This window comes from Amycolatopsis sp. Poz14 (assembly GCF_006704225.1).
In the GTDB taxonomy this organism is placed as follows: domain Bacteria; phylum Actinomycetota; class Actinomycetes; order Mycobacteriales; family Pseudonocardiaceae; genus Amycolatopsis; species Amycolatopsis nivea.
Genome location: NZ_JACLHD010000001.1, coordinates 3,432,831 through 3,459,467, shown reverse-complemented (window position 1 = coordinate 3,459,467; position 26,637 = coordinate 3,432,831). Strand labels below are relative to the sequence as shown.

General features: G+C 69.9%; 24 protein-coding genes. 13 read left to right on the top strand and 11 right to left on the bottom strand.

What is annotated here, in order from left to right; genetic code table 11:
- The first annotated feature begins 67 nt into the window (after positions 1 to 67).
- The 4 genes from FKO37_RS16675 to FKO37_RS16660 all read left to right on the top strand — a co-directional run bounded on the left by FKO37_RS16675 (position 68) and on the right by FKO37_RS16660 (position 4,653).
- Positions 68 to 1,453: an amino acid permease gene (locus FKO37_RS16675; RefSeq protein ID WP_037820601.1), complete on the top strand. Its 1,386-nt coding sequence runs from the start codon at positions 68 to 70 to the stop codon at positions 1,451 to 1,453.
- Positions 1,450 to 2,226, top strand: a complete 777-nt coding sequence (locus tag FKO37_RS16670; RefSeq protein WP_037820598.1) for a carbon-nitrogen hydrolase family protein — start codon at positions 1,450 to 1,452, stop codon at positions 2,224 to 2,226. The genes FKO37_RS16675 and FKO37_RS16670 overlap by 4 nt, the downstream gene beginning before the upstream one ends.
- Complete coding sequence (locus FKO37_RS16665) at positions 2,223 to 3,917, top strand: NAD(P)/FAD-dependent oxidoreductase (protein ID WP_238604946.1); 1,695 nt, start codon at positions 2,223 to 2,225, stop codon at positions 3,915 to 3,917. Before FKO37_RS16670 ends, FKO37_RS16665 begins: the two co-directional genes overlap by 4 nt.
- Positions 3,918 to 4,023: 106 nt before the next feature.
- Entirely contained in the window at positions 4,024 to 4,653 is a 630-nt protein-coding gene (locus FKO37_RS16660) for a TetR/AcrR family transcriptional regulator (protein ID WP_037715077.1), read from the top strand.
- Between the two features lie 205 nt (positions 4,654 to 4,858).
- Here the strand turns inward: FKO37_RS16660 and FKO37_RS16655 are convergent, their stop codons facing one another.
- Positions 4,859 to 5,569, bottom strand: a complete 711-nt coding sequence (locus tag FKO37_RS16655; protein ID WP_037820595.1) for a TetR/AcrR family transcriptional regulator — start codon at positions 5,567 to 5,569, stop codon at positions 4,859 to 4,861.
- Positions 5,570 to 5,638: 69 nt separating this feature from the next.
- Here FKO37_RS16655 and FKO37_RS16650 point away from each other — a divergent pair, with 69 nt between their 5' ends.
- The 3 genes from FKO37_RS16650 (at position 5,639) to FKO37_RS16640 (ending at position 7,272) form a co-directional block, all read left to right on the top strand.
- Positions 5,639 to 6,505 carry an alpha/beta fold hydrolase gene (locus FKO37_RS16650; RefSeq protein WP_134730536.1) on the top strand — a complete coding sequence of 289 codons (867 nt, stop codon included), beginning with the start codon at positions 5,639 to 5,641 and terminating at the stop codon, positions 6,503 to 6,505.
- 93 nt (positions 6,506 to 6,598) lie between these two features.
- Positions 6,599 to 7,015: a hypothetical protein gene (locus FKO37_RS16645; RefSeq protein ID WP_238604945.1), complete on the top strand. Its 417-nt coding sequence runs from the start codon at positions 6,599 to 6,601 to the stop codon at positions 7,013 to 7,015.
- Positions 7,016 to 7,086: 71 nt separating this feature from the next.
- On the top strand, positions 7,087 to 7,272 hold the full coding sequence (locus FKO37_RS16640; protein WP_037820589.1) for a DUF5302 domain-containing protein: 186 nt from the start codon (positions 7,087 to 7,089) through the stop codon (positions 7,270 to 7,272).
- 661 nt (positions 7,273 to 7,933) lie between these two features.
- Here FKO37_RS16640 and FKO37_RS16635 read toward each other — a convergent pair.
- From FKO37_RS16635 to FKO37_RS16620, 4 genes are all read right to left on the bottom strand, one after another.
- Positions 7,934 to 9,007, bottom strand: coding sequence for a Glu/Leu/Phe/Val dehydrogenase dimerization domain-containing protein (locus tag FKO37_RS16635; RefSeq protein ID WP_037817468.1), 1,074 nt, complete (start codon positions 9,005 to 9,007; stop codon positions 7,934 to 7,936).
- A 147-nt stretch (positions 9,008 to 9,154) separates the two neighbouring features.
- Entirely contained in the window at positions 9,155 to 10,354 is a 1,200-nt protein-coding gene (locus FKO37_RS16630) for a kynureninase (RefSeq protein WP_037817469.1), read from the bottom strand.
- Positions 10,351 to 11,142: a tryptophan 2,3-dioxygenase gene (locus FKO37_RS16625; protein WP_037817470.1), complete on the bottom strand. Its 792-nt coding sequence runs from the start codon at positions 11,140 to 11,142 to the stop codon at positions 10,351 to 10,353. Before FKO37_RS16625 ends, FKO37_RS16630 begins: the two co-directional genes overlap by 4 nt.
- 8 nt (positions 11,143 to 11,150) lie before the next feature.
- Positions 11,151 to 11,924 carry a PaaX family transcriptional regulator C-terminal domain-containing protein gene (locus FKO37_RS16620; RefSeq protein ID WP_051173119.1) on the bottom strand — a complete coding sequence of 258 codons (774 nt, stop codon included), beginning with the start codon at positions 11,922 to 11,924 and terminating at the stop codon, positions 11,151 to 11,153.
- An 88-nt stretch (positions 11,925 to 12,012) separates the two neighbouring features.
- On the opposite strand from FKO37_RS16620, the gene FKO37_RS16615 reads away from it, so the two are divergent.
- Together FKO37_RS16615 and FKO37_RS16610 are read left to right on the top strand one after the other, a co-directional pair.
- A complete protein-coding gene (locus FKO37_RS16615; protein WP_037817472.1) occupies positions 12,013 to 12,717 on the top strand; it encodes an SDR family NAD(P)-dependent oxidoreductase in 705 nt (234 codons plus the stop codon).
- Positions 12,714 to 13,541 (top strand): enoyl-CoA hydratase family protein, encoded by an 828-nt coding sequence (locus FKO37_RS16610; protein ID WP_037817473.1) that lies wholly within the window; start codon positions 12,714 to 12,716, stop codon positions 13,539 to 13,541. Before FKO37_RS16615 ends, FKO37_RS16610 begins: the two co-directional genes overlap by 4 nt.
- Here the strand turns inward: FKO37_RS16610 and FKO37_RS16605 are convergent, their stop codons facing one another.
- Genes FKO37_RS16605 through FKO37_RS16590 form a run of 4 tightly spaced genes read right to left on the bottom strand, consistent with a single transcriptional unit; the run spans position 13,542 to position 16,768 of the window.
- On the bottom strand, positions 13,542 to 14,363 hold the full coding sequence (locus FKO37_RS16605) for a MerR family transcriptional regulator (RefSeq protein WP_238604944.1): 822 nt from the start codon (positions 14,361 to 14,363) through the stop codon (positions 13,542 to 13,544).
- A gap of 49 nt (positions 14,364 to 14,412) precedes the next feature.
- On the bottom strand, positions 14,413 to 15,333 hold the full coding sequence (locus FKO37_RS16600; RefSeq protein ID WP_134662505.1) for an SMP-30/gluconolactonase/LRE family protein: 921 nt from the start codon (positions 15,331 to 15,333) through the stop codon (positions 14,413 to 14,415).
- Between the two features lie 9 nt (positions 15,334 to 15,342).
- A complete protein-coding gene (locus FKO37_RS16595) occupies positions 15,343 to 15,999 on the bottom strand; it encodes a histidine phosphatase family protein (protein ID WP_037817477.1) in 657 nt (218 codons plus the stop codon).
- A 13-nt stretch (positions 16,000 to 16,012) separates the two neighbouring features.
- Positions 16,013 to 16,768 carry an SDR family oxidoreductase gene (locus FKO37_RS16590; RefSeq protein ID WP_238604943.1) on the bottom strand — a complete coding sequence of 252 codons (756 nt, stop codon included), beginning with the start codon at positions 16,766 to 16,768 and terminating at the stop codon, positions 16,013 to 16,015.
- A 393-nt stretch (positions 16,769 to 17,161) separates the two neighbouring features.
- On the opposite strand from FKO37_RS16590, the gene FKO37_RS16585 reads away from it, so the two are divergent.
- Together FKO37_RS16585 and FKO37_RS16580 are read left to right on the top strand one after the other, a co-directional pair.
- Positions 17,162 to 18,100: a hypothetical protein gene (locus FKO37_RS16585; RefSeq protein ID WP_238604942.1), complete on the top strand. Its 939-nt coding sequence runs from the start codon at positions 17,162 to 17,164 to the stop codon at positions 18,098 to 18,100.
- Positions 18,097 to 18,693, top strand: coding sequence for an ATP-binding cassette domain-containing protein (locus tag FKO37_RS16580; protein ID WP_238604941.1), 597 nt, complete (start codon positions 18,097 to 18,099; stop codon positions 18,691 to 18,693). Before FKO37_RS16585 ends, FKO37_RS16580 begins: the two co-directional genes overlap by 4 nt.
- A gap of 6 nt (positions 18,694 to 18,699) precedes the next feature.
- Here FKO37_RS16580 and FKO37_RS16575 read toward each other — a convergent pair whose 3' ends face one another.
- On the bottom strand, positions 18,700 to 20,325 hold the full coding sequence (locus FKO37_RS16575) for an acyl-CoA synthetase (RefSeq protein WP_134730517.1): 1,626 nt from the start codon (positions 20,323 to 20,325) through the stop codon (positions 18,700 to 18,702).
- Between the two features lie 208 nt (positions 20,326 to 20,533).
- Between FKO37_RS16575 and FKO37_RS16570 the strand changes: the two genes are divergently transcribed.
- Positions 20,534 to 22,228 carry a bifunctional 3'-5' exonuclease/DNA polymerase gene (locus FKO37_RS16570; RefSeq protein ID WP_238604940.1) on the top strand — a complete coding sequence of 565 codons (1,695 nt, stop codon included), beginning with the start codon at positions 20,534 to 20,536 and terminating at the stop codon, positions 22,226 to 22,228.
- Between the two features lie 151 nt (positions 22,229 to 22,379).
- A complete protein-coding gene (locus FKO37_RS16565) occupies positions 22,380 to 22,715 on the top strand; it encodes a hypothetical protein (RefSeq protein ID WP_238604939.1) in 336 nt (111 codons plus the stop codon).
- 3 nt (positions 22,716 to 22,718) lie between these two features.
- On the opposite strand, the gene hrpA is transcribed toward FKO37_RS16565, so the two are convergent.
- Positions 22,719 to 26,594, bottom strand: a complete 3,876-nt coding sequence (hrpA, locus tag FKO37_RS16560) for an ATP-dependent RNA helicase HrpA (RefSeq protein ID WP_238604938.1) — start codon at positions 26,592 to 26,594, stop codon at positions 22,719 to 22,721.
- Positions 26,595 to 26,637 lie beyond the last annotated feature (43 nt).

Genomic DNA, 26,637 nt, shown 5'->3' with positions numbered 1-26,637 from the left:
ATCAATCGCTAGGAGCCGCCCGGTGAGCACCAGTCCCACTTCTGCGCGCGGGAGGCTCGGCACGGCCATGCTGCGCCGCAAGCCGGTCACCGATTTGGTGGCCGAGGCGGATCACGGGCCGCTCAAGCGGACGCTCGGGCTCAGTCAGCTCACCATGCTCAGCATCGGGGCCACCCTGGGCAGCGGGATCTTCGTCGTGCTCGGCGAGGCGGTTCCGGTGGCCGGGCCCGCGGTTGTGGTTTCGTTCGTGCTGGCCGGGATCACCGCGTTGTTCTCCGCGCTTTCCTACGCCGAGCTGGCGGGCATGATCCCGCTCTCCGGCTCCTCTTACTCCTACGCATACGCGACGCTCGGCGAGCTGGTCGCCTGGGTGTGCGGCTGGTGTTTGGTGCTGGAGTACGGCGTCTCCGTCGCGTCAGTCGCGGTCGGGTGGGGGCAGTACGTCAACGAACTGCTGCACCTGGCCTTCGGCGTCACGTTGCCGGAAGCGCTCAGCGGGCCTCCGGGCGACGGCGGGCTGGTCAACATTCCGGCGATCGTCGTGGTGCTGCTGGCGATGGTGCTGTTGCTGGCCGGCGCGAAGGAAAGCGCGCGGGCCAACGCGATCATGGTCGTGGTCAAGATCGGCACGCTGATCCTGTTCTGCGCCATCGCGTTCACCGCGATCCGGGCGCAGAACTTCACGCCGTTCGTGCCGCTCGGGATGGCCGGGGTGAGCGCGGGCGGAGCGAAGTTGTTCTTCTCCTACATCGGGTTCGACGCCGCCTCCACGGCCGGCGAGGAGGCGCGCAATCCGCAGCGCGACCTGCCGCGCGCGATTCTCCTGTCGCTCGGCATCGTGACCGTTCTCTACTGCCTCGTCGCGGTCGCGGCGATCGGTGCGATGCCCTGGCAGCAGTTCGGCGACAAGCAGGCCGCGCTGTCGCACGTGCTCGCCACGATCTCGGGCAACCCGCTCTGGGCGATCCTGCTCGCGATCGGCGCGATCGTGGCGACCTCCAGCGTCGTGCTGACCGTCCTGTACGGACAGACGCGGATCCTCTTCGCCATGTCGCGCGACGGGCTCGTGCCGAAGTCGCTGTCCACCGTGCACGAGAAAACCGGTGTGCCGCGCACCAACACCTTCGTGGTGTCCGGGTTCGTCGCGCTGCTCGCCGCGTTCATCCCGCTCGGCAAGCTCGCCGACGCGACCAGCATCGGGACCCTGTTCGCGTTCGGGCTGGTCAACGTCGCCGTGCTGATCCTGCGCAAACGCCGTCCCGAGGCGCAGCGCACGTTCCGGGTGCCGTTCTCGCCGGTCACGCCGATCATCGGGATGGCCTGCTGCGCGTACATGATGTTCAGCCTCGACGGGGCGACCTGGGTCGTGTTCGGCGCGTGGATGCTGGTCGGGCTCGTCATCTACTTCGGCTACAGCATCCGTCGCTCGCGGCTCGCGGAAGGCGTCCGATGATCATCGCCGTCCACCAGGGACCGTTCGACCGGCTGCCCGAGGCGATGGCCGCCGCGGCGGAGCGCGGAGCCGAGTTGATCGTGACTGCCGAGATGGGCACGACCGGTTACAACATCGGCGCGAAAGCCGTCGGGGAGCTGGCCGAACCAGCGGATGGACCGCGAGCCGCCGAGTTGGGCGCGTTGGCTGCCAAACACCAGCTCGCCGTGGTCTACGGCTATCCCGAGCGCGCCGGCGACGCGGTGTACAACTCGGCGCAATTGCTGTCCGCGCAAGGGGAACGGCTCGCGAACTACCGCAAGACTCATCTGTTCGGCGACCTCGACCGCGACCAGTTCTCGCCCGGCGACGAGCCGGTGGTGCAGGCCGATTTCAACGGTCTGCGCGCAGGTCTGCTCATCTGTTACGACGTCGAGTTCCCCGAACTCGTCCGCGCGCACGCGCTCGCGGGCACGGAGCTGCTGCTCGTACCCACCGCGTTGATGCGGCCGTACGAGCGCATCGCCGACCTGCTCATTCCGGTTCGTGCGCACGAAAGCCAGCTGTTCCTCGTGTACGCGAACCGCTGCGACACCGAAGGCGAACTCACCTACTGCGGAGGCTCGACGGTCGCGTCGCCGGATGAAGTCGTCGCGAAGGCCGGGCCGGACGAAGAGCTGTTGTTCGCCGTAATCGACCCCGCTGTGCTCGCCCAGGCGCGAGCCGAAACCCCGTACCTGGCCGACCGACGGCCGTCGCTGTACCGCTCTCTCACCGAAGGACCCCGGGCATGACCTCCGCAGTTCCCGCCGCGATCCACGCCGAGGAACCCGCCGGCCGGCCGATCACCATGTTCGGCCCCGATTTCCCGTTCGCCTACGACGACTACCTCGCGCATCCGGCCGGGCTCGGCAGCGTGCCGGAGCAGGCGCACGGCACCGAGGTCGCGGTGATCGGCGGCGGCCTCTCCGGCATCGTGGCCGCCTACGAGCTGATGAAGCTCGGGCTGCGGCCGGTCGTCTACGAGATCGACGGCATCGGCGGGCGGCTGCGCACGCACCGCTTCCCCGGGCTGCCCGACGACGTGGTCGCCGAGATGGGCGCGATGCGGTTCCCGCCGTCGTCGACGTCGCTGTTCCACTACATCGCCAAGGCCGGGCTGGAAACCACGCCCTTCCCGAACCCGCTTTCGCCCGCCACGCCGAGCACGGTGGTCGATCTCAAGGGCCGCAGCCATTACGCGCGCACGCCCGAAGATCTGCCCGACGTGTACGGCGAAGTGGCGCGCGCGTGGCAGCGCACGCTCGATGAACACGCCTCGTTCGCCGAGATGCAGACCGCGATCCGCAATCGCGACGTCGCGACGGTGAAAAAGATCTGGAACGAGCTGGTGCCCCGGCTCGACAACCAGACCTTCTACGGATTCCTGTGCGATTCCCCGGCGTTTTCCTCCTTCCAACATCGCGAGATCTTCGGCCAGGTCGGATTCGGCACCGGCGGCTGGGACACCGACTTCCCGAACTCGATTCTGGAAATCCTCCGGGTCGTCTATACCGGCGCGGACGACGAGCACCGCAGCATCGTCGGCGGCAGCGGACAGCTTCCGAAACGGCTGTGGGAGCACGTCCCGGAGAAGCTCGCGCACTGGCCGTCCGGGACGAATCTGGCTTCCCTGCACGAAAACGGCGCGCCGCGGCCGGGGGTCACGCGGCTGCACCGCACCGCGCCGAACAACATCACCGTCACCGATGCCTCCGGCCACATCCGCACGTTCGGCGCCGCGGTCTTCACCGCGCAGAGCTGGATGCTGCTGTCGAAGATCGAATGCGACGAGGCGCTGTTCCCGATCGACCACTGGACGGCCATCGAGCGCACGCACTACATGGCCTCCTCCAAGGTGTTCGTGCCGGTCGACCGGCCGTTCTGGCTCGACCGCGATCCGGTCACCGGCCGCGACACGATGAGCATGACGCTGACCGACCGGATGCCGCGCGGCACCTACCTTCTCGGCGACGACCCGGACCGGCCCGCGGTGATCTGCCTGTCCTACACGTGGGCCGACGATTCGCTGAAGTGGCTGCCGCTCAGCGTGTCCGACCGCGTCGAGGTGATGCTGCAGTCGCTGCGCGAGATCTACCCCGGCGTCGACGTGCGGCGGCACATCGTGGGCGACCTGGTGACCGTGTCGTGGGAGGCCGAACCGCATTTCATGGGCGCGTTCAAGGCGAACCTGCCCGGGCATTACCGGTACCAGCACCGGCTTTTCACGCATTTCGTGCAGGATTCACTGCCCGAGCGCTATCGCGGTTTGTTCCTCGCGGGCGACGACATCTCGTGGACGGCGGGCTGGGCCGAGGGCGCGGTGCAGACCGCCCTCAACGCGGTATGGGGCGTGCAGCGGCACTTCGGCGGCACGAGCGATCCGGCGAATCCCGGCCCCGGCGACCGTTTCGCGGACCTCGCGCCGATCGAACTCCCGGACTGAGCAAAGCCGTCAACCCATACCGCGCGGTAGCAGCCGAACGTGTTTCCGCCGCGACATTCCGCCCGGCTGTTCCGCCTTACTGAACCGATCATGCCAAACTGATGCCATGAGCACCGATCCGGCGCCGAAGTGGCGGCGACTCGAACCGGACGAACGCAAAGAGCAGATCTACGCCTGTGCGGCGCGGCTGTTCGGCGAACGACCGTATTCGGAAGTGTCCACTTCGGACATCGCGGCCGAGGCAGGCGTGGCCCGCGGACTGATCAATCATTATTTCGGAACGAAAAGGGAGTTGTACCTCGAAATCGTTCGGCGCGCGCTTACCGTGCCACGGATTGCGGTGCAGATTCTGCCGGACGGCCCGCTGGAAGTACGCGCGGACGCCGCCATCGACTGGCTGCTCGACATGGTGCGCGGGCAGGAGAAGCTGTGGCTCGCCGCGATCGCGCCGGAGGGCATCGGCCGCGATCCGGAGGTGGACCGGATCGTCGCCGAGGCCGACCGCGCGTCGGCCGACCGCGTCCTGGAGGCGGTCGGGCTGTCCCGCGACAGCGCGCACGGCGAGGAGCTGAACGCGGCGGTGCGCGCGTTCGCCGGCATGGTGAAGGCGGCGGGCCGCGAATGGCTCGTGCACCGCTCGCTGGACCGGCGCCAAGTGCACACGCTGCTGACCATGTCGCTCGTGACCGTGGTCGGCCAGGTCTTCCCCGCGATCCAGCACCCGCCCCAGCACTGACGTACCGGAAGGAGAACCCCCGGCACCACGAGGGGGGGAGGAAAGTGCCGGGGGCCCCTTCCGGAGGCGAGGCCCCCGGTAGCTGTCCACGCTACGCCGGGAAGGCGTCGAATCGGTGTCGGTCGGCGCGGCGACAGTCCCACTTTTCACCACGACCACGCGGACGGCCCAGCGCGGACGCCCCGGCCGGGCAATTTCGCGAATTTCAGCCGCGCAACCGGGCCAATCGGCACGTGAGCCCGTCCAGGCAGCTGCGGATCGCGAAGTCGAACAGCTGCGGATGGTAACCGGCGGCGGCCGCGGGGTCGGCGAGCAGCTCCCGCATCGCGCGGCCGTGCGCGGCCATCCCGGGCAGGTCCTCGCGGTCGTGGTAGGAGGCGTACTCCTCGGTGTTGTCCAGGCGCAGGCCGAGGCTGCAGTCCCGGTCGTCCTCCAGCGCGACGTACTGGCACGCGGTGGTGGTGAGCATCGTGTAGGCGAGCGCGCTCTCGTCGCCGAAGCCGGCGTCCAGCAGCATCCGGACGCCGCGGTCCACCGTGGGCGTGGCCGCGGCCACCGACGGGCCGAACGACGCCATCCGGCGCGCCGTGCCCGGGTGCTTGCGCAGCACCTCGCGCAGACCGGTCAGCAGTTCGACGAACCACTCCTGCCAGTCCAGTTTCTCGTCGGGCAGCCGCAGCTGGCCGACCACCCGGTCGAGCACCGCGCACACGACCGCGTCGCGATCCCCTACGTGGTGGTAGACGACCGCCGGATACGCGCCGATCGCGGCAGCCAATTGCCGCAGCGTCCAGTTCTCCAGGCCGCGTTCGACGGTGAGCTTCACCGCCGCGTCGATCACCTTCTTCGCGGTGACCGCGGGCAGCCCGGCGGCGGAACGGGACCGGGCGCGCTGTCCGGCACGCGAAGTCGGCATGGCGTGCACCGTAACCGGCGACCGCCCGGCTCGGCCACACGCGGTTCCACGCTGCGGCATGATCGGGGCATGCCACGCGCACAGGCCAACGGCCTCGAACTCGAGTACGACACGTTCGGCGACCCGGCCGCGCCGCCGATCGTGCTGGTGATGGGACTCGGCGCCCAGATGATCACCTGGGAGGAGGGTTTCTGCGAGCTGCTCGCGAGCCGCGGCTTCCACGTGGTGCGCTTCGACAACCGCGACGCGGGCCTGTCCACCTGGTTCGACGAACTCGGCGCGCCGGACCTCGCCGGGATCATGGCGGGCACGGCCCCGGCGCCGTACCTGCTCTCGGACCTCGCGGACGACGTCGTCGGGCTGTTCGACGCGCTCGGTTTCGCGAAGGCGCACGTCGTCGGCGCCTCGATGGGCGGAATGGTCGCGCAGCAGCTGGCGATCGACCACCCGGACCGGCTGCTGAGCCTGACCTCGATCATGTCGACGACCGGCGACCCGTCGGTCGGCCAGGTCTCGCCCGCCGCGCTGGAAACGCTCACCAAGCCGGCGCCGGAAACGCGCGAGGAGCAGATCGAGCTGAGCGTCGCGAACTACCGGGTGACCGGGTCGCCGGGCTATCCGGCCACCGAGGAATACCTGCGGCGCAAGGCAACCCGGAACTACGACCGGGGACGGCATCCGGTCGGGATGCAGCGGCAGGCCGCCGCCGTGGTCGCGTCGGGCGATCGCACTGAACGACTGCACGACGTCCGGGTGCCGACCGTCGTGCTGCACGGCGACTCCGACGTGATGATCGACGTCAGCGGCGGGAAGGCGACCGCGGCGGCGATCCCGGACGCGGAACTGGTCATCGTCCCGGGCATGGGGCACGACCTGCCGGAGCCGCTGTGGCCGGAGATCGTGGCGGCGATCGTCCGCGCGGCCGCCCGCGCCTGACCGGGGTCAAGAAGCCGTCAATACCTCGCGCCGGAGCGTACGGAACCTGTCCGCGCGCCCTCCCTTACGCGCCCGCGCGAGGTGCCATGGGGCATGCGTACTGACGGACGGCTGGCTGGCGGATTCGGTTTCCCGCTCGGTTGCGTGGCGGTGGTGGCGGCTGCGATCGCGGCGAAGCTCGCTCCCGCGCATCCCAGTTATGCCGTGGCGGCCGTCGCGCTCGCGGTCGGTGCAGTGGCAGTGATCACGACTCCCCTCGCGGCGGGCGGCGCGGCGATAGTGGGCTGGGCGGTGCTTTCCGGCTTCGTCTACAGCCGAGCCGGGACCCTGGTTTTCACCGCGGCGACCGGATGGGTCGCGGTGATCTTGGCTGGTGCGGCGGGGTTCGGGCTCGCTGCCGGTACTGGATGGCGCGTGGTCCGGCGGGATCCTCCGGTGGTCGCGGAAGCTGTCGTGCCGGTGCCGCGGAAGGCGGTCGAATCGAGCCACCGCCGGGTGGCGTCACTCTGAAATGGCTCGCCAAGGTGCGGGAAGGGTGCCAGGCTGACGGGGTATCACGTCGTCACCTTCGGAGGTCAGCCATGAGTGAAGCGCAACCGGCACCCAGCGACGGGGAGGGCGACGTCAAGCGGAAGTTCCGCGAGGCGCTGGAACGGAAGCAGGCCAAGGCGCGGGACGGGGCCGCGCACGAGAACGCGGGGCAGCAGAGCCAGCACGCGCACGGGCCCGCGGCGAACAAGCGGACGTTTCGGCGGAAGAGCGGCTGATCGCCGTTCCTGAGGGTGGCGTGGGGCACCCCGAAGCTTGAGTGTGACTACGGGCGGAGGGTGCTTGTCAAGGCGGGAAAGATGCCTTGACAAGCACCCTCCGCCCGTGTTTTGGCTTCGTATCGGGGTGCGGGAGTGGTGTGGGTGCCTCGCTCGTCGGGTGTGTTGGCTGCGGTTGGGTGGGCGGGCGGGCTAGCGCCCCAATGTGGCGTTGGGTGCGTCAGATGCACCCAATGTGGCGTTCGGTGCGTGGGATGCACCCAATGTGGCGTTCGGTGCGTGGGATGCACCCAATGCCACATTGGGGCGCATCCTGGCGAGCTCAGGTCGAGCTAGCGCGGGGCGGGCGAGCGCATTCCGGCGAGCGCGCGCATCCCGGACTTGCGCGGGCGAGCAAGCACGGGGCGGGCGGGCGCATTCCGGCGAGCGCGGGGCGAGCCCGCGCATCCCGGGCGAGCGCGGGCGGGCGCATTCCGGCGAGCGCGAGGCGGGCGAGCGCATCCCGGGCGAGCGAGCGCGGGTGGCGGGCCGTGAAGGGCTCCTTGAGGGAATCCAAGTCCGTGAAGGGGCCCCTCACGACCGGCACGACCGGTGGTGGGTCGTGAGGGGAACCCTGAAGGAATCTGGTTCCGTGGGGGTTCCCCTCACGTACTCGGCCGAGCTACACCGTGAGGATCGAGCGCAGGCGGCCGACGTCGGTCATCCGGCGTTCGGCAAGGCGGTCGGCAGCGGCGGCAGGGGGTACGCCGTCGTCCTTCGCCAGGTCGTACACCGCTTTCGTCGTGTCGAAGATGGCCGCCGTTTTGCGCTGGGCGCGGGCGAAGTCGAAGCCGTGGCGTTCGTCGTCCACCTGGATGACGCCGCCCGCGTTCACCAGGTAGTCGGGGGCGAAGAGGATGCCGCGGTCGTCCAGGAGCTTGTCGACGCCGGGGTGCGCCAGTTGGTTGTTCGCCGCGCCGCACACGATTTGCGTGCGCAGGGCGGCGACTGTCTCGTCGGTGAGCACGCCGCCCATCGCGCAGGGGGCGAAGACGTCCAATTCGGTCCCGATCATGGCGTCCACATCGGACACCACCTCGACCCCGGGGTACGCCGCTCGGGTGCGTTCCACCGCGCTGGGCGCGACGTCGGTGATCACCACGTGCGCGCCGGCTTCGACGAGGTGGCCGACGAGGATGTGGCCGACCTTGCCGACACCTGCGACGCCGACGCGGCGGCCGGTCAGTTCGGGTACGCCCCAGACCTGGTCGGCGGACGCGCGCATTCCCTGGTACACGCCGAAAGCAGTGAGCACCGAGGAGTCGCCTGCCCCGCCGTCCTCAGGGGAACGTCCAGTGACGTGCCGGGTTTCGCGGGCGACCACGTCCATGTCGCGGACGTACGTGCCCATGTCGCAGGCGGTGATGTAGCGGCCGCCGAGCGATTCCACGAAGCGGCCGTACGCGCGCAGGAGCGCTTCGGACTTCAGCGTGTTCGGGTCGCCGATGATGACGGCTTTGCCGCCGCCGAGGTCGAGGCCGGCTAGTGCGTTCTTGTACGCCATTCCCTTGGAGAGCGCGAGAACGTCGTCGAGGGCGGCGTCCTCAGTGGCGTAGGGGTAGAACCGGGTGCCGCCGAGGGCCGGGCCCAGAGCGGTGGAGTAGATGCCGATGATGGCTTTCAGCCCGCTGGCCTCGTCGTGGCAGAACACGACTTGTTCATGGCCGGTGTGACGGCCGAACACGCCTTCGGTCACGGTGGTGACTCCTTTGTCTCCCACGCGGCTCGTGGCCGCGCAAATGTGTGAACGGTGCGCACCGGGGAACGGGGGTTGCCCGTCCCGCAGTGCACACCGTCAACCTACTTCGCCGTTCTCCGGGCCACCACCCGCATCCCGGGAGCTTCACCCCAGATCCGCGACAGCTTCCCGAAGCGTGGAAATCGCGGTCTCGAGCTGTTCATCCGACAGGTACGGCGCGGGTCCGAACCGGAGGTAGTGGCCCCGGCTGTCGGTCCGCACGCCGCGCGCGGAAAGGCGTTCGCACAGCTGCCCGGCGACCGGGCTGCGCAGCGAGAGGAAGCCGCCGATGCCGTCGAGCGGGGTCTCGCGGTCGCGGGTGACGACGTCGTCCGGCAGGCCGAGGCTGTCGAAGCAGCTGGCCAGCAGGCCGACCTGGTGCTGCGAAACCTCGCGCAGGAACTCGGCGGTGAGTCCTTGCTCGGCGAAGAATTGCTGCACTCGTACGCCGCGGTAGTGGCTCGACGGGTCGTAAGTGGCTCCGGCGAACCGGTCGCCGCCGGGTGCGTACGCGACTTCGTCTGGCCGGCGTTCGTCGGCGAGGGCGCCGAATTCCGCGTACCAGCCGGTAATCACCGGGCGCAGCTCCTGTGCGTGCGCGGGCAGGCGCAGGAAGCAGTTGCCCTCGCCGAGCTGCAGGTACTTGTAGCCGCCGCCGAGCACCCACGCGTTGGTGAGGCCGAGGTCGTGCAACGAAAACGGGACCGCGCCGACCGCGTGGTACGCGTCCACGACCAGCTCGACCGAGCAGCTCCGGCACGTGTCAGCCAGATGCGCGAGGCCCGGCACGATCCACGACGTCTCGAACAGCACCGCCGACGTGAGCACCGCGGCAGTGCGGTCGTCGACCTGCTCGGCGAGCCGTTCGGCCAGCGTCGCGACCGGCGCGGCGGGCACGCGGACGACCTCGACGCCCTCCTCGGCCAACCGGGTGAGCTGGCGGCGCAGGGTGTGGAATTCCCCGTCCGTGGTCACCAATCGCGGCCGCTTCCGCAGGTCGATCGCGGAGAGGAACCGCAGCACGAGTTCGTGCGTGTTCTGGCCGAGCGCGTAGTCGCCGTGCGGATCGGACAGCCACTGCCGGAACCCGTTCCGCAGCTCGTCGGCCTTCGCGAACGCCCGGCCCCACTTCTCGTCCACCTCCTCCGCGGCGTCGGCGAACGCTTCGCGCAGCCCCTCCTCGGCGACGTCCGGCCAAGCCTGGTGCGAATGCGCGGACAGCAGCAGCCGGTCGGCGACGCGGAACCGCGAGTAATGCGGGGCGAGTGCGTTTTCCTTGGCGCGCAAGGACTCCACTGTGGTCACAGCCGGCTCCGGACGGCCCACAGGTCCGGGAACATCGGGTTGAACAGCGTGGTGCGCAGGTAGGCCGCGCCGGACGAACCGCCGGTGCCGGTCTTGTCGCCGATCGTGCGTTCGACCATCTTCACGTGCCGGTAGCGCCATTCCTGCAGGCCCTCGTCGAGGTCGACCAGCGCCTCGGCGAGCACCGACGGGCCGCCGTCGTCCTGGTAGACCTTCAGCAGCACTTCCTGCAGTTCCGGCGACGGCTCCAGCGGACGGGTCACGTCGCGGTCGGTGGCGACCGGATAGCCCTTTCCGGACAGATACGTCAGGAACGAGTCGAACACCGACGGGCGGCGCATCGCGTCGGCGATCCGGGTGCGCTGCTCGCCGCCGTCCGGGTAGTGCGCGAAGACGCGCTCGTCGCGGCGGCCGAGCACCGCCTCCAGTTCGCGGAACTGGCCGGACTGGAAACCGCTCGAAGCGTCGAGGCGGGCGCGGAAGCTGGTGAACTGGCTGGGCGTCATCGTCTCCAGCACGTCGATCTGCGCGACCACCACCTTCAGCACGGTCAGGATGCGGCGCAGCGTGCGGATCGAATGCGCGGTCTTGCCCGCTTCGAGGCTTTCCTGCAGGAACTCGGCCTCGTGCAGGATCTGCTTGAACCACAGTTCGTAGACCTGGTGGATCACGATGAACAGCAGTTCGTCGTGTTCGTCCGAGCGCGGGCGCTGGGCGCCGAGCACCTCGTCGAGGGCCAGATAGGACGTGTAACTGAGTGCGGCCTGGGTGTCGTCGGTTCCGGTCATCGGGTTCCTCATCTCGTGGACAGGGTTCGGTCGAAGTGGCGCTGGGCGGGTGGCGCGAGCGCCGAGTACAGGTCGTGGAACAGCTTGACCGCCGCGGCCCTGGTCTCCGGCGCGGGGATCAGCTCGGCAGGCAGTTCCGGGTCCAGTGAAGGGAATTCGCGATAGGTGTGCACCAGGCGGGTGCGCACGGCGAACGCTTCCGGATCGCCGAGCTCGCGCGGGCAGTCGCCGAATTCCGCTACGAACGCGGCGTAGCGGGCGGACAGTCCGTCGAGGTCCCAGGCCCGTCCGGCGAGCCGGCGCACGTCCAGCGCGGCGGACGGCGTGCCGAGCATCAGACCGGCGTGTTCGGCGACCTCGAGTTCGGTAAGCAGGGCGAGCACCTCGGCCTCGCGGTCGTGCGGGGCGAGCCAGGTGCCGTCCTGGACCGGGCCGAAGCCGAGGAAGCGCAGCCGCCGCACCAGCCGTTCGCGGGATTTGCGCCGGGTTTCCGGGATGTTCTGCCACAGCACGGTCCAGGTCCCGGCCGGTTCGTCGCGGCGGCCGAGGCCGAAGATGCGCCGGTCGCCGTCGTCGAGCAGGGCGACCGTGCGCGCGGTCAGCGAGTAGTGCACCAGCCTGCCCTCGCGGTGCCGCGACAGCAGGCCGCGGCGCACCAGCCGGGTCAGCGCGATCCGGGCCGCTCCGTCGGAGAACCCCAGCTCGTGCAGCAGCGCGACGAGCCCGCCGGACCACACGCGCCTGCTCTCGCGCGGGCGCACGTAGCTGCCCAGCAGCGTCATCACGAGCTCCTGGGGCGTGCGGGCGGGTTCGGTGTCGGGCACGAGCCAACTCTATACACCTCAGCCCGCTGCGGTGTAGCTTTCGGGAGTGAGCAGTTTTTCCGACCGAGTCGTCGTGGTCACCGGCGGCACCCGCGGCATCGGCGCGGCCGTCGCCGAGCGGTTCCGCGGCGCCGGTGCGACCGTGCACTCCCCCGGCCGTGCCGAATGCGACGTCACCGACGAGGCCGCCGTCCGCGCGTACTTCGCCCAGCTCGGACCGGTCGACGTGCTGGTCAACAACGCGGGGGTGTCCTCGAGCGCGCCGCTGGCGAAGACCGGCCTCGACGACTGGCGCGGCCAGTTCGAGGTGAACGCGACCGGTGCGTTCCTGTGCACGCGCGAGGTGCTGCCGGGGATGCGGGAACGCGACTTCGGGCGGATCGTCACGGTCGCGTCGACCGCAGGTCTGGCCGGGGCGCGCTACACCTCGGGCTACACCGCGTCGAAGCACGCGGCGGTCGGCCTGATGCGCGCGGTGGCGGCGGAAGTGGCTGGCACGGGCGTCACGTCGAACGCGGTGTGCCCCTCGTTCGTGCGCACCGACATGACCGCGACCTCGGTCGCCCGGATCCGCGAGCGCACCGGCCGCGACGAGGCCGACGCGGAAGCCGCGCTCGCTGCCGCGTCCCCGCTCGGACGGCTGCTCGAACCCGGCGAAATCGCGTACGCCGTGGAGTTTTTCGCCGCCCCGGAGGCGGCCGCGATCAACGGACAGACCCTCGTACTCGACGGTGGAGGAATCCAGAAATGAGCCCGTTCCGCGCCAGTGTCCCGCTCACGAAATCGTGGGAGCACTTCGAGTTCACGGTGGACGACGGGGTCGCGACGGTGACCTTCGACCGGCCGGAGAAGCTCAACGCGCTCACCTTCGACGTCTACGCCGACCTGCGCGACCTCGTCGCCGAACTGCCGCACCGCGGCGACGTGCGGGTGCTCGTGCTCACCGGAAAGGGCCGCGGGTTCTGCTCGGGCGGCGACGTCGAGGAAATCATCGGCGAACTCCAGAAAATGGACACCGCGGAACTGCTCGAATTCACCCGGATGACCGGCGCGGTGGTGAAAGCCATGCGCGAGACGCCGATCCCGATCATCGCGGCGATCAACGGCGTCGCGGCGGGCGCCGGTTCGGTCCTCGCGCTGGCGAGCGATTTCCGGCTGCTGGCCGAATCGGCGAAGTTCGCGTTCCTGTTCACGAAGGTCGGCTTGGCGGGCGCGGACATGGGTTCGGCGTATCTGCTGCCGCGCCTGGTCGGCCTCGGCCGCGCGACGGAACTGCTGATGCTGGGCGACAAACTCCCCGCCGCGCGCGCCGAGGCGATCGGACTGGCGAACCGGGTCGTGCCAGACGACGAACTGGCCGGCGAGGCCGCCGCGCTGGCGCGCCGCCTCGCGGACGGTCCGGCGCTGGCGTACTCGACCACGAAGGTGCTGCTGACCCGCGAACTCGACAGCGACCTCGGCAGCTCGATCGAACTGGAAGCCATCACGCAGGCGTTGCTGATGACCGCGAAGGACCACAAGGAGTTCTACGCCGCCTGGGCCGCCGGCCGCAGTCCACAGTGGACCGGACGCTGATCAGGACCGGATCACCGAGACCTGGAGTTCCGTCACCCAGTCGTCGCGGTTTTCCGGGCACTCCAGGTTGACCTCGCGCGGATAGCCGGTCGACTGGTAGCCGTTCGCGTCGATCCAGCGGGCCAGAGCCTGGGCCGCTGGATCGATCGTCTCCATGGAACCGCGGTGCACGATGGTCGCCGCGTGCTCCAGCGGCGGCAGGTCGAGGACCCGGACGTCGCCGTCCCGCACCGGGGCGGAAACCTCGACGGCGGCGTGGACGACGACCTTGCCGTCGCCCTCCGGGACGTCCTCGTAATAGGCCACCCCGGGGCCGGTGCAGGCGATGCCCGCCGCCTCCATTCGCCGGAAAAGCTCGTCGTAGAGCGGTCCGATGACGGGACCGATGTCCTCCGGCTCGAAACTCGCGGCGATCGCGGTCAGCTCCGCGACCCGCACCGCGGGGACGTTCTTGACGACGACGTCGTTCTCGGGCATGTGCCCCTCGCTTTCGATCGCTCGGAGCCTCGCCTCGACCCGGACCAGCCGAGCCGCCGCGGCTGCCATCGCCGCTTCCAGGTCGGCCCGGCGTAGCCGCAGCATGGTGCCGAGCTGCTCAGTGGTGACCTTCTCGTCGAGGATCTCCTGCACCTGCTGGAGAGTGAAGCCGAGATCCTTGAGCGCGATGACACGGTTGAGGCGCGCCAACTGGGCGGCGGCGTAGTAGCGGTAGCCGGTGTCGGGGTCGACCTGAGCCGGGCGCAGCAGCCCGGTCGCGTCGTAGTGCCGCAACATGCGGACCGAAACGCGGCCGTGGCGGGCGAAGTCTCCGATACTGAACATGACGCCTTCGAGTTGACCGCCTGACACGGTGTGAGAGTCAAGAAGCCCTTCAGAGATCCGTGTAGGCGATCGCGTTCTCTTCCAGAGACCCGAACCACAACCGGCCGTGATACTCGCGGATGCCCACCAGCAGGTGGAATCCCGGGATCTCGCCGCGCAATTCCCGCACCACCGCGCCCGCCGGGGTGACGGCGACGGCGCCCACCTGGCGTTTCGGGGCGGGCTGCAGCGAATCCGGCAACGCGCGCACGGCGGTCCGGACCGCCGTGGGCAGGCGGCGCACGACGTCGAGGGCACGGAGGCGCGGGCTGGCCTCGGTGATCCAGATCAGCCCGTCCGAACCGGTCGCGATGTTGTCCGGGAAGCCCGGCAGGTCGTCGATCAGGACGTCGCGGTCTCCCGCGCGCGGTCCGGTCAGCCAGACCCGGCTGACCCGGCACGCGCCGGTTTCGGCGACCGCCACATAGGACTCGTCCGGCGGCAGCGCGACGCCGTTCGCGAACTGGAGACCGTCGGCGAGCAGGTCGATGTGCCCGTCCGGCGTGCGGCGCAGCAGCCGTCCGCCCGCGGTCTGTTCGATGAGGTCGTCACGCCAGTTGTCGATGCCGAAGCGGCGCGAGGAATCCGTGAAGTAGACCGTTCCGTCGGCGGCGACCGCGGCGTTGTTGCAGAACACGAAGTCCAGCCCGGCCCCGGACGTCGCGAGGGTCGTGGTCTCGCCGCCGGCCAGCGGCATGGTCAGCAAACCGGCGCGGGCGTCGCAGATCAGCAGCTCGTCGTCGCCGTACAGCTCCAGCCCGAGCGGGCGGCCGCCGGTGTCGCCGAGCAGGTCGATCCGCCGTCCGTCCGGCGAAACGCGCAGGATCCGGCCGTCGTCGACACCGGTGTAGACCCGGCCCTCGGCGTCCACGACCACGTCTTCCGGACCGTGCCCGTTCACCGGCACGATGGTGACCTCACCGAACTGCACGCCGGCCTCCTACCGGTAGGTGAGCAGCCGCGCGTTCTCGCCTTCGAGGTGCGGATGCTCGTTGAAGGACAACAGGTTCACGCCGCCGCGGCCGGACGTCAATTTCGTGATGCCGGTGTTCACGGTGACACGGTTCAGCTTCAGCAGCCCGGGCCCCGGCGTGCCCAGCAACGCCCCGGCGACCGCGCCCAGCACTCCGCCGGAGGTGAACACGAGCCCGTTCTCGCCCTTGCCCAGCGAACCGGCCAGCTCGGCCAGCGCCGCCGTGCAGCGGCCGAGGAAAGCAGGCCAGCTTTCCGTGCACGGGCCGCTGTCGCCGGAGTCGACCCACGCGGTCAGCGCGGCGTCCAGCAACCGCTGGTACTCCCGCGGATCCTCTTGCGGCGCACCGCCCGCGTGGTGCGCCGCGATGTCGACGTGGTCGTATTCGTTCCAGCGTTCGTCCTCGATCGCCGGCACGTCGCAGCCGAGGGCCTTCAACGCCGTCGCCGCGGTGTCCCGCTGGCGGGCCAGCGTTCCCGAGCGCACCTGCGCGAACTCGACCCCGCGCCGTTTCAGCTCCGCGCCGACCAATGTGGACTGTTCGAACCCCAGCGGCGACAACGCGTCGTAATCCGCCGCGCCGAACGACGCCTGGCCGTGCCGGATCAGGTAAATCGCACCCATTTATGCCGTCCCGTCAGGAAAACATCCGCAGCAACCGGCCAGGAGCCAAGCGTACCGCGAGGCTCAGCGGCACCCAGGGCCACGAAGGCACGTACGCGCGCTTCGGTTCCACTTCGATCGCCTTGACCAGCGCGTGCGCACCGGCTTCGGCGGACACCATAAGCGGGTTGCGTTTGGTCGAGCGAGCGGTCATCTCCGAACTGATGTAGCCGGGCCGCACGTCGGTGACCGTGATGCCGTGGCTGCTCAGCTCCAGCCGCGCACCCTCGGCGAACGCGGAGATCCCCGCCTTGGACGCGGAGTACGCGGTGAGATTCCGGGGAAAACCGCGCAGCGCCATGAACGACGAGATCACCGCGAGGTGCCCGTCGCGCTGTTCGCGGAAGATGCACGCCGCCGCCTCGATCTGGGCCACCGCGCCGACGAGATTGGTCTCGAGGGTCTGCCGGTTGGCGTCGAACCGTCCCGCGCCGACCGGCTGTCCCTTGCCGAGCCCGGCGTTGACGATCACGCGGTCGAGCCTGCCGAGTTCCGCCCGGAATTCCTCGAATACCTGGAAGACGCGGTCGTGGTCGGTGACGTCGAGCGCGCGCGTGGCGACGGTGATCCCGGGGTATGCGGCACGCAGTTCCGCGGCCAAGTCGTCGAGCCGTTCGGTGCGCCGGGCGCACAGCGCGAGATTGCGGCCGCGAGCGGCGAACTGCCGGGCCATTCCCTCGCCGAGACCGGAGCTGGCTCCGGTGATCAGGATGTTCTGCCGCAAGACCATGCCCGGAGCCTACCCGCTGGTAACCGCACCTGGCGGTCCGTGTGATCCCGTCGAAGGCCCGGGAGCAAACCGAAGGAGTTTCGCGCTCGCCGCGGCGGATGACCGGTGGCCCGGCCTCTGGGGGCATGCCGGGCCACCGGTTCCGGGCGCGGCCGCCGGCCGGGCGCGGGGCGCGGTCCGCGCTGCCGGGGCCGAGGCTCCGGACGCGCCGGGGGCGGCGCGTTCCGTCCTGGCCATGGAAGCGCGACCGCGCAGGTCACGGCAATGGTTCCCAGTTGCCAGTACTAGCCCGTTCGTCCGAATGGCACGGCGGTACAACCTGGTCGGACGGCTGCTACCGTGCCTGTGTCGGGCTCGGCACGGTCGGTTACCAGCGGGGGCGGGCGGCGGGACATGACGCAGCGGCAGGCGGACCACGCCGGTCCGGACACCGACGGAGGTGCCCGGACCGCGTTCGCGAGCGCGCTGCGCGCCGCGATCGGAGCCAGCGGCCTTTCCCTGGACCGGATCCAGGCACGGCTGCGCGCGCGGGGCGCGACGGTCAGCGTCACCGCGCTCAGCTACTGGCAGTCGGGCAAACGCCAGCCGGAGCGGGCCGGATCGCTTTCGGCGGTGCGGGTGCTGGAGGAAATCCTCGACGTCCCCGACGGCGCGCTGCTCGGCTTGCTGCCGCCGCCCCGTCCGCGCGGCGCGAGCAGACGCGACCGGGCGGGCGAGGAACCGGTCACCTTCACCCGTGAAATCCTGCAGCCGCTGCTGGAACGCGTCGGCGCGCCCGACGCGCTGGACCAGCAGCACCAGCTGAAGCTGATCGGCCTGCACGACCGCTGCGACATCGCGGCCGACGGCGGCCAGCTCTCGGTCACCTCGCGCGCGGTGTTCCAGTCCGGTGCGGACGGTCAGGACCGCTGGCTGCTGGTGTACGCACAGGGCGACGCGACGGCGGTGCCCGACTTGCAGCCGGTGCGCAACTGCCGCGTCGGCCGCGCCGAAGTGGACGACGACCACGGCATCCTGGTGGCCGAACTGCTCTTCGACCGCGCGCTGGAACGCGGCGAGACGCACCTCATCGAGTACACCCTGCGCAACTCCGGGCCGCCGTACCCGCACTGCCGGGCCACGCACTACCGGGAATTCCGCCGCCCGGTCCGCGAGTACCTGCTGGAGATCCGCTTCGACCCGACCGCGGTGCCCGCCCGGTGCTGGCAGTACGCGAACGCCACCGACGAAGCACCGGCCCGGCGCCGGCTGCGGCTCGACAGCGGCAACGGCGTGCACGCGATCGCGCTGGATTTCGGGCCGGGGATCTTCGGCATCGGCTGGGGTTCGTGACTCCGGTAGCCGAGGTGCGCGAGCTGACCGTCGTGGTCGACACCGGACGGTGGCGCGAGACGGTTCTGGACTCGGTGTGTTTCGCGGTGCCAGCGGGACAGATCACCGCGTTGCTCGGCGAATCCGGATGCGGCAAATCCATGGTCGCGGCGGCGTTGACGGGTTCGCTTCCTTCGGTGGCGCGCAGCTCGGGGGACGTGCGGGTCAACGGCACCGTCGGCCTGGTGCCGCAGTCCGGGGTCACGGCGTTCGCTGCGGAGCGAACCGTCGGCGCGCAGCTGGACGAGCGTCAGCAGCTCTATCGCGGACGGAGCGTCGAGGACGCCTGCAAGGCAGCGGTCTGTCCGATGGAGACGCTGGAGCTCTTTCCCCACCAGCTTTCCAGCGGGCAGGTTCAGCGCGCTGCGCTCGCGGCGGCCTTGCTGTCCGAACCGGACCTGCTCGTGGTGGACGAACCTAGCGCGTCCCTCGACCGCGGCACCGCGTACGAGGTGTGGGCAAGCCTGCGCGCGTACGCCGACACCGTCGCCGCCGGGTCCCCCGCCGAAATCCGCTCCCTCGCCGATCCCTACGTACAGGGTTTCTTCCCCTGACCGCGCTCAGCTCAGCTTGGTCCGCAACACCTTCCCGGTCGCGTTGCGCGGCAATTCGTCCAGGAACTCCACGTCCCGCGGCACCTTGTAGCGCGCCAGGTTCGCCTTCACGTACTCGCGCACGCCGTCCTCGTCGAGCGTCGAGCCCTCGGTGCGCACCACGAACGCCTTGAGCCGCTCGCCGAAGTCCGGGTCCTCGACGCCGATCACCGCCGCTTCGAGGACGTCTTCGCGCTCCACCAAGAGGTTCTCCACCTCGATCGGGAACACGTTTTCGCCGCCGGAGACGATCATTTCGTCGTCGCGGCCGTCGATGAACAGCAGACCGTCCTCGTCGAAGTGGCCGACGTCGCCGCTGGAGAGCAGGCCGTCGATGATTTCCTTGTTGCGGCCGTCGGTGTAGCCGCCGAAGCTGAGCCCGCTGCCGACGAACACCCGCCCGGTCACGTGCGGCTCGGTGATCTTGGTGCCATGTTCGTCGTACAGCGCGACGCGACAGCCGACCGGCGCGCGGCCGACCGTGCCGGGTGCGCGTTTCCAGTCCTCCGGCGTCGCGACCGTCGCCACCGCGACTTCCGTGGAGCCGTACAGGTTGTGCACGACGTCGCCGAATTCCTCGTTCGCCCGGTTGCCGAGATCCGGCGACAGCGCGGACCCGGCGACGAAGATGATCCGCAGGCACGACGTGTCGTACCGGTCGCGGACCTCCTTCGGCAGGTCGACGATCCGCTGCAGCATCGTCGGCACCAGAACGAGCGCGGTGCACCGGTGCGTGGCGACGCCCTTCAGCGTGGCCTCCGGGTCGAACTTCCGGCGCATCACCACCGTGCAGCCGAGCGCGAAGCTGAGGATGAACTGCGACAGCCCGGTGCCGTGGAACAGCGGCGCGCCCATGAAGGTCGCTTCGCCGGAGCGCAGCGGGATGCGGTCCAGGAACTGCGCCGACGCCAGCGCGGACGTGTGCGGTCGCGGCGCGCCCTTCGGGGTGCCGGTGGTGCCGCTGGTGAGCAGGACGAAGCCGCCGGGTTTGGCGGGCGCGGGCAGCGGGCGGTCGTCGGTGCTGGCGATGATCTCGGCGAGCACCGGGATCTCGTGCCCGGCCGGTTCGTCCACCCAGGCCAAGTACCGGTCGACGTTCTCGTCGATCGCGTCGAGCAGGCCGGTGAACTCCTGGTCGTAGACGAGCGCGGTGACGCCCTCGCGCTGGGCGACGTCGGCGAACTGCGGTTTGGCGAACCCGGTGTTCATCAGCAGCAGCCGCGCGCCGAGCTTGCCCGAGGCGGCCATCGTGAGCACGAGCCCGCGGTGGTCGCGGCACAGCGCGGCGATCACCGAACCGGGGCCGAGCCCGCGCTGCGACCAGGCGCGGGCGAGCGCGTTGGACTGGTCGTCGAGCTGTTTGAAGGTGAGCGGGCCGAGGTCGTCGACGATCCCGACGGCCGTCGAATCGCGCCGGGCGGCGATGTGGTTCGCGCCGGCGAACGGACCGTACTTGCGGATCGCGACGAGGGAGCGCAGACCCTCGTCGAGCCGGGGAAACGGCACCAGCCCGGCGCGGCGCATCACCTCGACGCTGCGCACGGTCTCGGTCAGCTTGCCTGCCACCTGGCCGGCCAGCTCGGCCACACTCATCCGGGCACCTCCATTGCTGCGGCGGGAGCGCCCACGCCGACGGTCTCCGTACCGCCGGTATGGGAGTTACTCGACAGTAAAGCAAGGCCCGTCCGCGCACCAGTGCCCGGCCGGGGAGGAAATCTCCAGCGCCGGTCACGGACCGTCCGGGAAGCGCTTCGAGAGCCGGTGCGCAGAAATTGTCGGTGCTGGTCCGCACAATGGGACGGTGCAGGTGATCACCGGCCGGGAGGAGGACTCCGGCTACACGATCGAGGGCCCCGCGGGGACCCTCCGCGGGCTTTCGCGCGCCGACTGGGCCGACGAGGTCCGCCGGCTGGAGGCGGCCGAGAGCCCGCGCTGGGTGCTGCCCTCGGCCGAGGAGATCTATCCCACGCTGATCAAGGCCGGGGTGCGGCTGGGCCGGTGCCACGACCTGTCGCTCGCCGAAGGGCTGCTGCTCGCCTACGAGGGCAGGGAGGGCGAATCGCGCAGTTTGCGGGCAGCGTGGGCCCGGGCGAACGGGGAGGAACCGCCCGACGACGGCCCGGCCTTCGGCGAAGACGCGCAACCCACGCTGTTCTCCCCGCGCGGCCCCGGACTGCCGCCGGGAGTCACCGTCGCCGCGGCGGCCCGGCGAGTGTTGGCCGAACAAGAGAAACGCATCGCCGCCACCGAGGCCCCCGCGCGGATGCGACTGCTGCTCGCGGCCGAATCCGCCAGCGCACTGGCCGCCGCGGAAATCTCGGCCGCCGGGCTGCCCTGGCGCGCCGACCGGCACCTGCAGCTGCTGGAAGAACGCCTCGGCCCGCGCGTACCCGCTGGTCAGCGCCCGAAAGTCTTGGTCGAGCTCGCCGCGAAAATCTCCGCGGCGCTGGGCGGTCGGCCGGTCAATCCCGATTCCTCGGCCAGCGTCGTCCGCGCGCTGGCCAGGGAAGGCATCGAAATCCCGGCGGCGCGGAAGTACCTGCTGCAGGACATCGACCATCCCGCGGTCGCGCCGCTGCTGGAGTACAAGGAGCTGTCGCGGCTGCACTCGGCCAATGGCTGGGCGTGGCTGGACGAATGGGTCGCCGACGGACGCTTCCGGCCGCACTACGTGGTCGGCGGCGTGGTGTCCGGCCGGTGGGCTACCCGGGGCGGCGGGGCGCTGCAGATCCCGCGCGCGCTGCGCTCGTGCGCGTCCGCGGATCCCGGCTGGAAACTCGTCGTCGCCGACGGGGCGCAACTGGAGCCGCGCGTCCTCACCGCGCTGTCCGGCGACCGCCGCCTGGCCGAAGTCGCCGCGGCCACTGATCTGTACGCCCGGCTGGCGGAAGCGTTGTTTTCCGGCACCCGCTACGTCCCGCTCCGCCCTGGAGACACGCGAGACGACCGTTCCCGCGCGAAAATCGCCATGCTCTCCGCGATGTACGGCGGCACCTCCGGCGAGGCCGGTCCGCTGCTCGCGTTGCTGCGCCAGCGTTTCCCGGACGCAGTGTCCTATGTGGAGCACGCCGCTGCGGCGGGCGAACGGGGCGAACGGGTCCGGTCGCGGCTGGGCCGTACTTCTCCGGCCCCGTCTGCTGCTTGGCGTGCCTTGACCGGCGGGCTCACCGAGGATGAGGCAACAGAAACCCGCGCGCGGCGGGCGTCGCGCAGTTGGGGCCGGTTCACGCGGAATTTCGTGGTGCAGGCGAGTGCAGCTGACCTGACGGCGGTCTTGCTGGCTACCTTGCGCGGTCGGCTGCCCGAACCTGCGCATCTGGTGTTCTTTCTGCACGACGAGGTGATCGTGCATGCCCCTGCGGAGCTGGCGGATGAGGTCGCGGAAATCGTGGAGACAGCGATCCAGGAAGCGGCCCGGCTGGTCTTCGGCGAGGCGTGCCCGGTGCGATTTCCCATGGAAGCGAAATCGGTGGACAATTACGCGGAGGCGAAGTGATCAGCTGACTCACGTTTCCCAGCAACCACGTGGCGGCACCCGGGAAATCCGTTCGGGGGACGCGGGGTTGCCGTCGGTCGCACTCGCTGCGGGACATTCCACCGCAAAGGCGCTATCCGCCGATCGGAAATGATCAGTACCGTCGTGCGCCATGGCGGGGAGAAAAACACGACGCACACTTGGCAGCTTCTGGAGCTTTCTTGCCTTCACCGCGGTCATCGCCCTGTGGGCGATCCCGTCGATCGGGCCGGACGTCGCGAACACCAGAAAGAACGAGTTCTGCCGCAACAACGCCAACGGCATCCTGCTCGGCTGCCACATCCGGCAGCACAAATGGCAGAAGCTCACCATGGCGGTCAAGGAGCAAGCACCGGCGAAAGCGCTCCGAAGAATGCTCAGCAACCTGAGCGGAGTGGCGGCCTCGCTGTCCGCCGTCGCGGGCACGATTTCCGCCAGCGCTGCCACCATCACTCTCCTCGTGAAGTGACGGCTACGCCAGCGCCTCGTCCAACGCCTTCGTGATCCGCTTCAACGACACCGGATGCGCCGTCCCCAGTGTCTGTGCGAAGAAGCTCACCCGAAGCTCCTCGATCATCCACCGCACCTCCGCCAGCGCGGGCGACGACGTCCCCGGTGGCAGCGTGGCCATCGCGTCCTCGTACTCCTTCGTGATCCAGGCGACGTCCGCCATCCGCTGCAGGTCGCGCGTCTGCTCCAGCGGCAGCTTCTCCAGCCGCCGCTCGATGCCGCGCAGGTACCGGACCACGTTGGGCAGCCGGGCGGCGCCGGTCTCCGTCACGAAGCCCGCGTGCACCAAACCGTCCAGCTGACGGCGGATGTCCGCCAGCGATTCGGCCGGGCCGCGAGTGTCCGCGAGACGAGTCTCCACGTCGATGGCCGCGCGCAGGATCCGCTCGACCTCCGTCAGCACTTCCAGCACCTTCGGGTTCAACCCCGCGCGTACCTTTTCCAGCAGCGCGGCGAAACCCGCCTCGTCCCAGACCGGGCCGCCCGCCGCGGCCATCAGCGCGTCGACCGCGCAGTCGACGCAGTCCTCCAGCAGGCCCGCGACGCTGCCGTGCGGGTTGCGGTTCAGCACGAGCTTCGAGGAGTTCGACAGCGACCGCGTAATGAACTTCATCGGCGAGTTCAGGTTCAGCCGCAGCATCCGCCGCGTGCCGGACCACATCGCGTGTTGCTGTTCGGCGGGCGTGTCCAGCAGCCGCACGGCCACCGACGCGCCCTCGTCCACCAGCGCCGGATACGCCTTCACGTCGTGGCCGCGCCGGGTCGACGCGAACACCTTCGGCAGCTCGCCGAACGACGGCTGCACCAGGCCGGCCTTCTCGATGCTGTTGGCGGCCTTGGAAATCGTCTCCCGCACGCGCGGCGCGAGACGGCGCTTCAGCTCGTCCAGATCCTTGCCCTCGGCCACCCGTTTGCCGCGCTCGTCCACCACGCGGAAGGTGATCCGGAGGTGGTCCGGCACCGTTGAGAGGTCCCACGCCGTGTGCGGGATGTCGATGCCGCGCATCGCGTGCAGTTCGTCGCCGAGGATGTCGAGCAGCGGACCGTCCGAAGGGGACATTCGCGTCAACGCGTCGGCAGCCGTGTCCGGAGCCGGGACGAAGTTGCGCCGCAACGCTTTCGGCAGCGATTTGATCAGCTGCGTCGCCAGTTCGCCGCGCAGACCGGGCACCTGCCAGTCGAAACCGTCCGGCGTCACCTGGTTCAGGACCGGCAGCGGGATGTGCACGGTCACGCCGTCGGCGTCTGCTCCGGGCTCGAACTGGTAGGTCAGCTTGAAAACGTGCGTGCCCTGCGTCCACGAGTCCGGGTAGTCCGATTCGCGGACCGCGCCCGCGACCTCGTTGATGAGCATGGACTTCTCGAACGACAGCAGGTCCGGCTCGTTCCGCCGCGCCTTCTTCCACCAGCTGTCGAAATGCCGCACGGACACGATGTCCTCGGGCACTCGCGCGTCGTAGAACTCGTACAGCGTCTGGTCGTCCACCAGGATGTCGCGCCGCCGAGCGCGGTTCTCCAGGTCCTCGACCTCGTCCAGCAGCGCCCGGTTCTCGGCGAAGAACCGGTGGTTCGTATGCCAGTCGCCCTCGACCAGCGCGTGCCGGATGAACATCGCGCGCGAGATCTCCGGGTCGATCCGGCCGTAGTTCACGCGCCGGTCGGCCACGAGCGGCACGCCGTACAGCGTCACCTTCTCGGTCGCCATCACCGCGCCCTGCTTGCGCTCCCAGTGCGGCTCCGAATACGAACGCTTCACGACGTGCTGCGCGAGCGGTTCGACCCAGTCCGGCTCGATCCGCGCGTTGACCCGGCCCCACAGCCGCGACGTCTCGACCAGTTCCGCCGACATCACCCAGCGCGGCTGCTTCTTGAACAGCGCCGAACCCGGGAACACCGAGAACCGGGCCCCGCGCGCACCGAGGTAGTCGCCCTTCGCCGGGTCCTTGAGCCCGATGTGCGACAGCAGCCCGGAAATCAGCGCCGTGTGCACGTGCTGCGGCTCGGCGGGGGTGGTGCTGAGCGTGATGCCGAGCGGCTTGGCGAGCTGGCGCAGCTGGCCGAAGATGTCCTGCCACTCGCGGATCCGCAGGTAGTTCAGGTACTCGGTGCGGCACATCCGGCGGAACTGGTTGCCGGTCAGCGTCTTCTGCTGTTCGCTGACGTACTCCCACAGCTTGAGGTAGGAGAGGAAGTCCGAGGTCGGATCGGCGAACCGGGCGTGCTGCGCGTCGGCGGCCTGCTGCTTCTCCGCGGGCCGTTCGCGCGGGTCCTGAATGGACAGTGCGGCGGCGATGATCATGACCTCGCGCACGCAGCCGTTCTGCGCGGCCTCCAGCACCATCCGGCCCATCCGCGGGTCCACCGGCAGCAGCGCGAGCTTGCGGCCGACCTCGGTGAGCTTCGAGGAATCGCCGGTCTCGAACGCGCCGAGTTCCTGCAGCAGCTGGACGCCGTCGGTGACCTGGCGGCGGTCCGGCGGTTCGACGAACGGGAACGCGTTCATGTCGCCGAGGCCGAGCGACGTCATCTGCAGGATGACCGACGCGAGGTTCGTCCGCAGGATCTCCGGATCGGTGAACTCCGGCCGGGACTCGAAGTCTTCCTCGGAGTACAGCCGGATGCAGATGCCGTCCGAGGTACGCCCGCACCGGCCCTTGCGCTGGTTCGCCGACGCCTGCGAAACCGCCTCGATCGGCAGCCGCTGCACCTTCGTGCGGTGGCTGTAGCGCGAGATGCGCGCGGTGCCCGGGTCGATCACGTACTTGATCCCCGGCACGGTCAGCGACGTCTCGGCGACGTTCGTGGCCAGCACGATCCGCCGTCCAGTGTGCCGCTGGAACACGCGGTGCTGATCAGCCGCGGACAGCCGCGCGTACAGCGGCAGCACCTCGGTGTTCCGCAGCTCCAGCCGGTTCAGCACGTCCGCGGTGTCGCGGATCTCGCGTTCCCCGGAGAGGAACACGAGGATGTCGCCCGGGCCTTCGCCGGACAGCTCCTGGACCGCCTCGGCGATCGCCTGCGTCTGGTCGCGGTCCGGGTCGCCCTCGGGATCGTCCGGGTCCACGAGCGGCCGGTAGCGCACCTCGACCGGGTAGGTCCGGCCGGAGACCTCGACGATCGGCGCGTCGTCGAAATGCCGCGAGAACCGCTCCGGGTCGATCGTCGCCGAGGTGATGATCACCTTCAGGTCGGGACGGCGCGGCAGGAGCTGCTTGAGGTAGCCGAGGATGAAGTCGATGTTGAGGCTGCGCTCGTGCGCCTCGTCGATGATCAGCGTGTCGTACTGACGCAGCATCCGGTCGGTCTGGATCTCGGCCAGCAGGATGCCGTCGGTCATCAGCTTGACCAGGGTGTCCTGGCCGGACTGGTCGGTGAACCGGACCTTGTAGCCGACGGTGTCGCCCAGTTCGGTCTTCAGCTCGCTGGCGATCCGGTCGGCGACCGTGCGCGCGGCCAGCCGGCGCGGCTGGGTGTGCCCGATCTGCCCGCGCACGCCGCGGCCCAGCTCGAGGCAGATCTTCGGCAGCTGCGTGGTCTTGCCCGACCCGGTCTCCCCCGCGACGATCACCACCTGGTGGTCGCGGATCGCGTCGCCGATCTCGTCCTTGAGCCTGCTGACCGGCAGCTCGGCGGGGTACTCGATCTTCGGCACGCTTTCGCGGCGCTGCTGCACGCGCAGCAGCGCCGTTTCGACGTCGGCGGCGATGCGCTCGGCCGTCTGCTGCTTGTCGCGAGACCGGCGCGCGCCGTCGAGACGGCGGCGCAGCCGGTGCTCGTCGCGCAGCATCAATTCGGGCAGCTGGGCGCGCAGCTCTGCGAAGGGGGCTGGAGTGGACATACTTGGGCCAAGGATAGCCGTGCGTGACCGTCGTGGCTTCCGA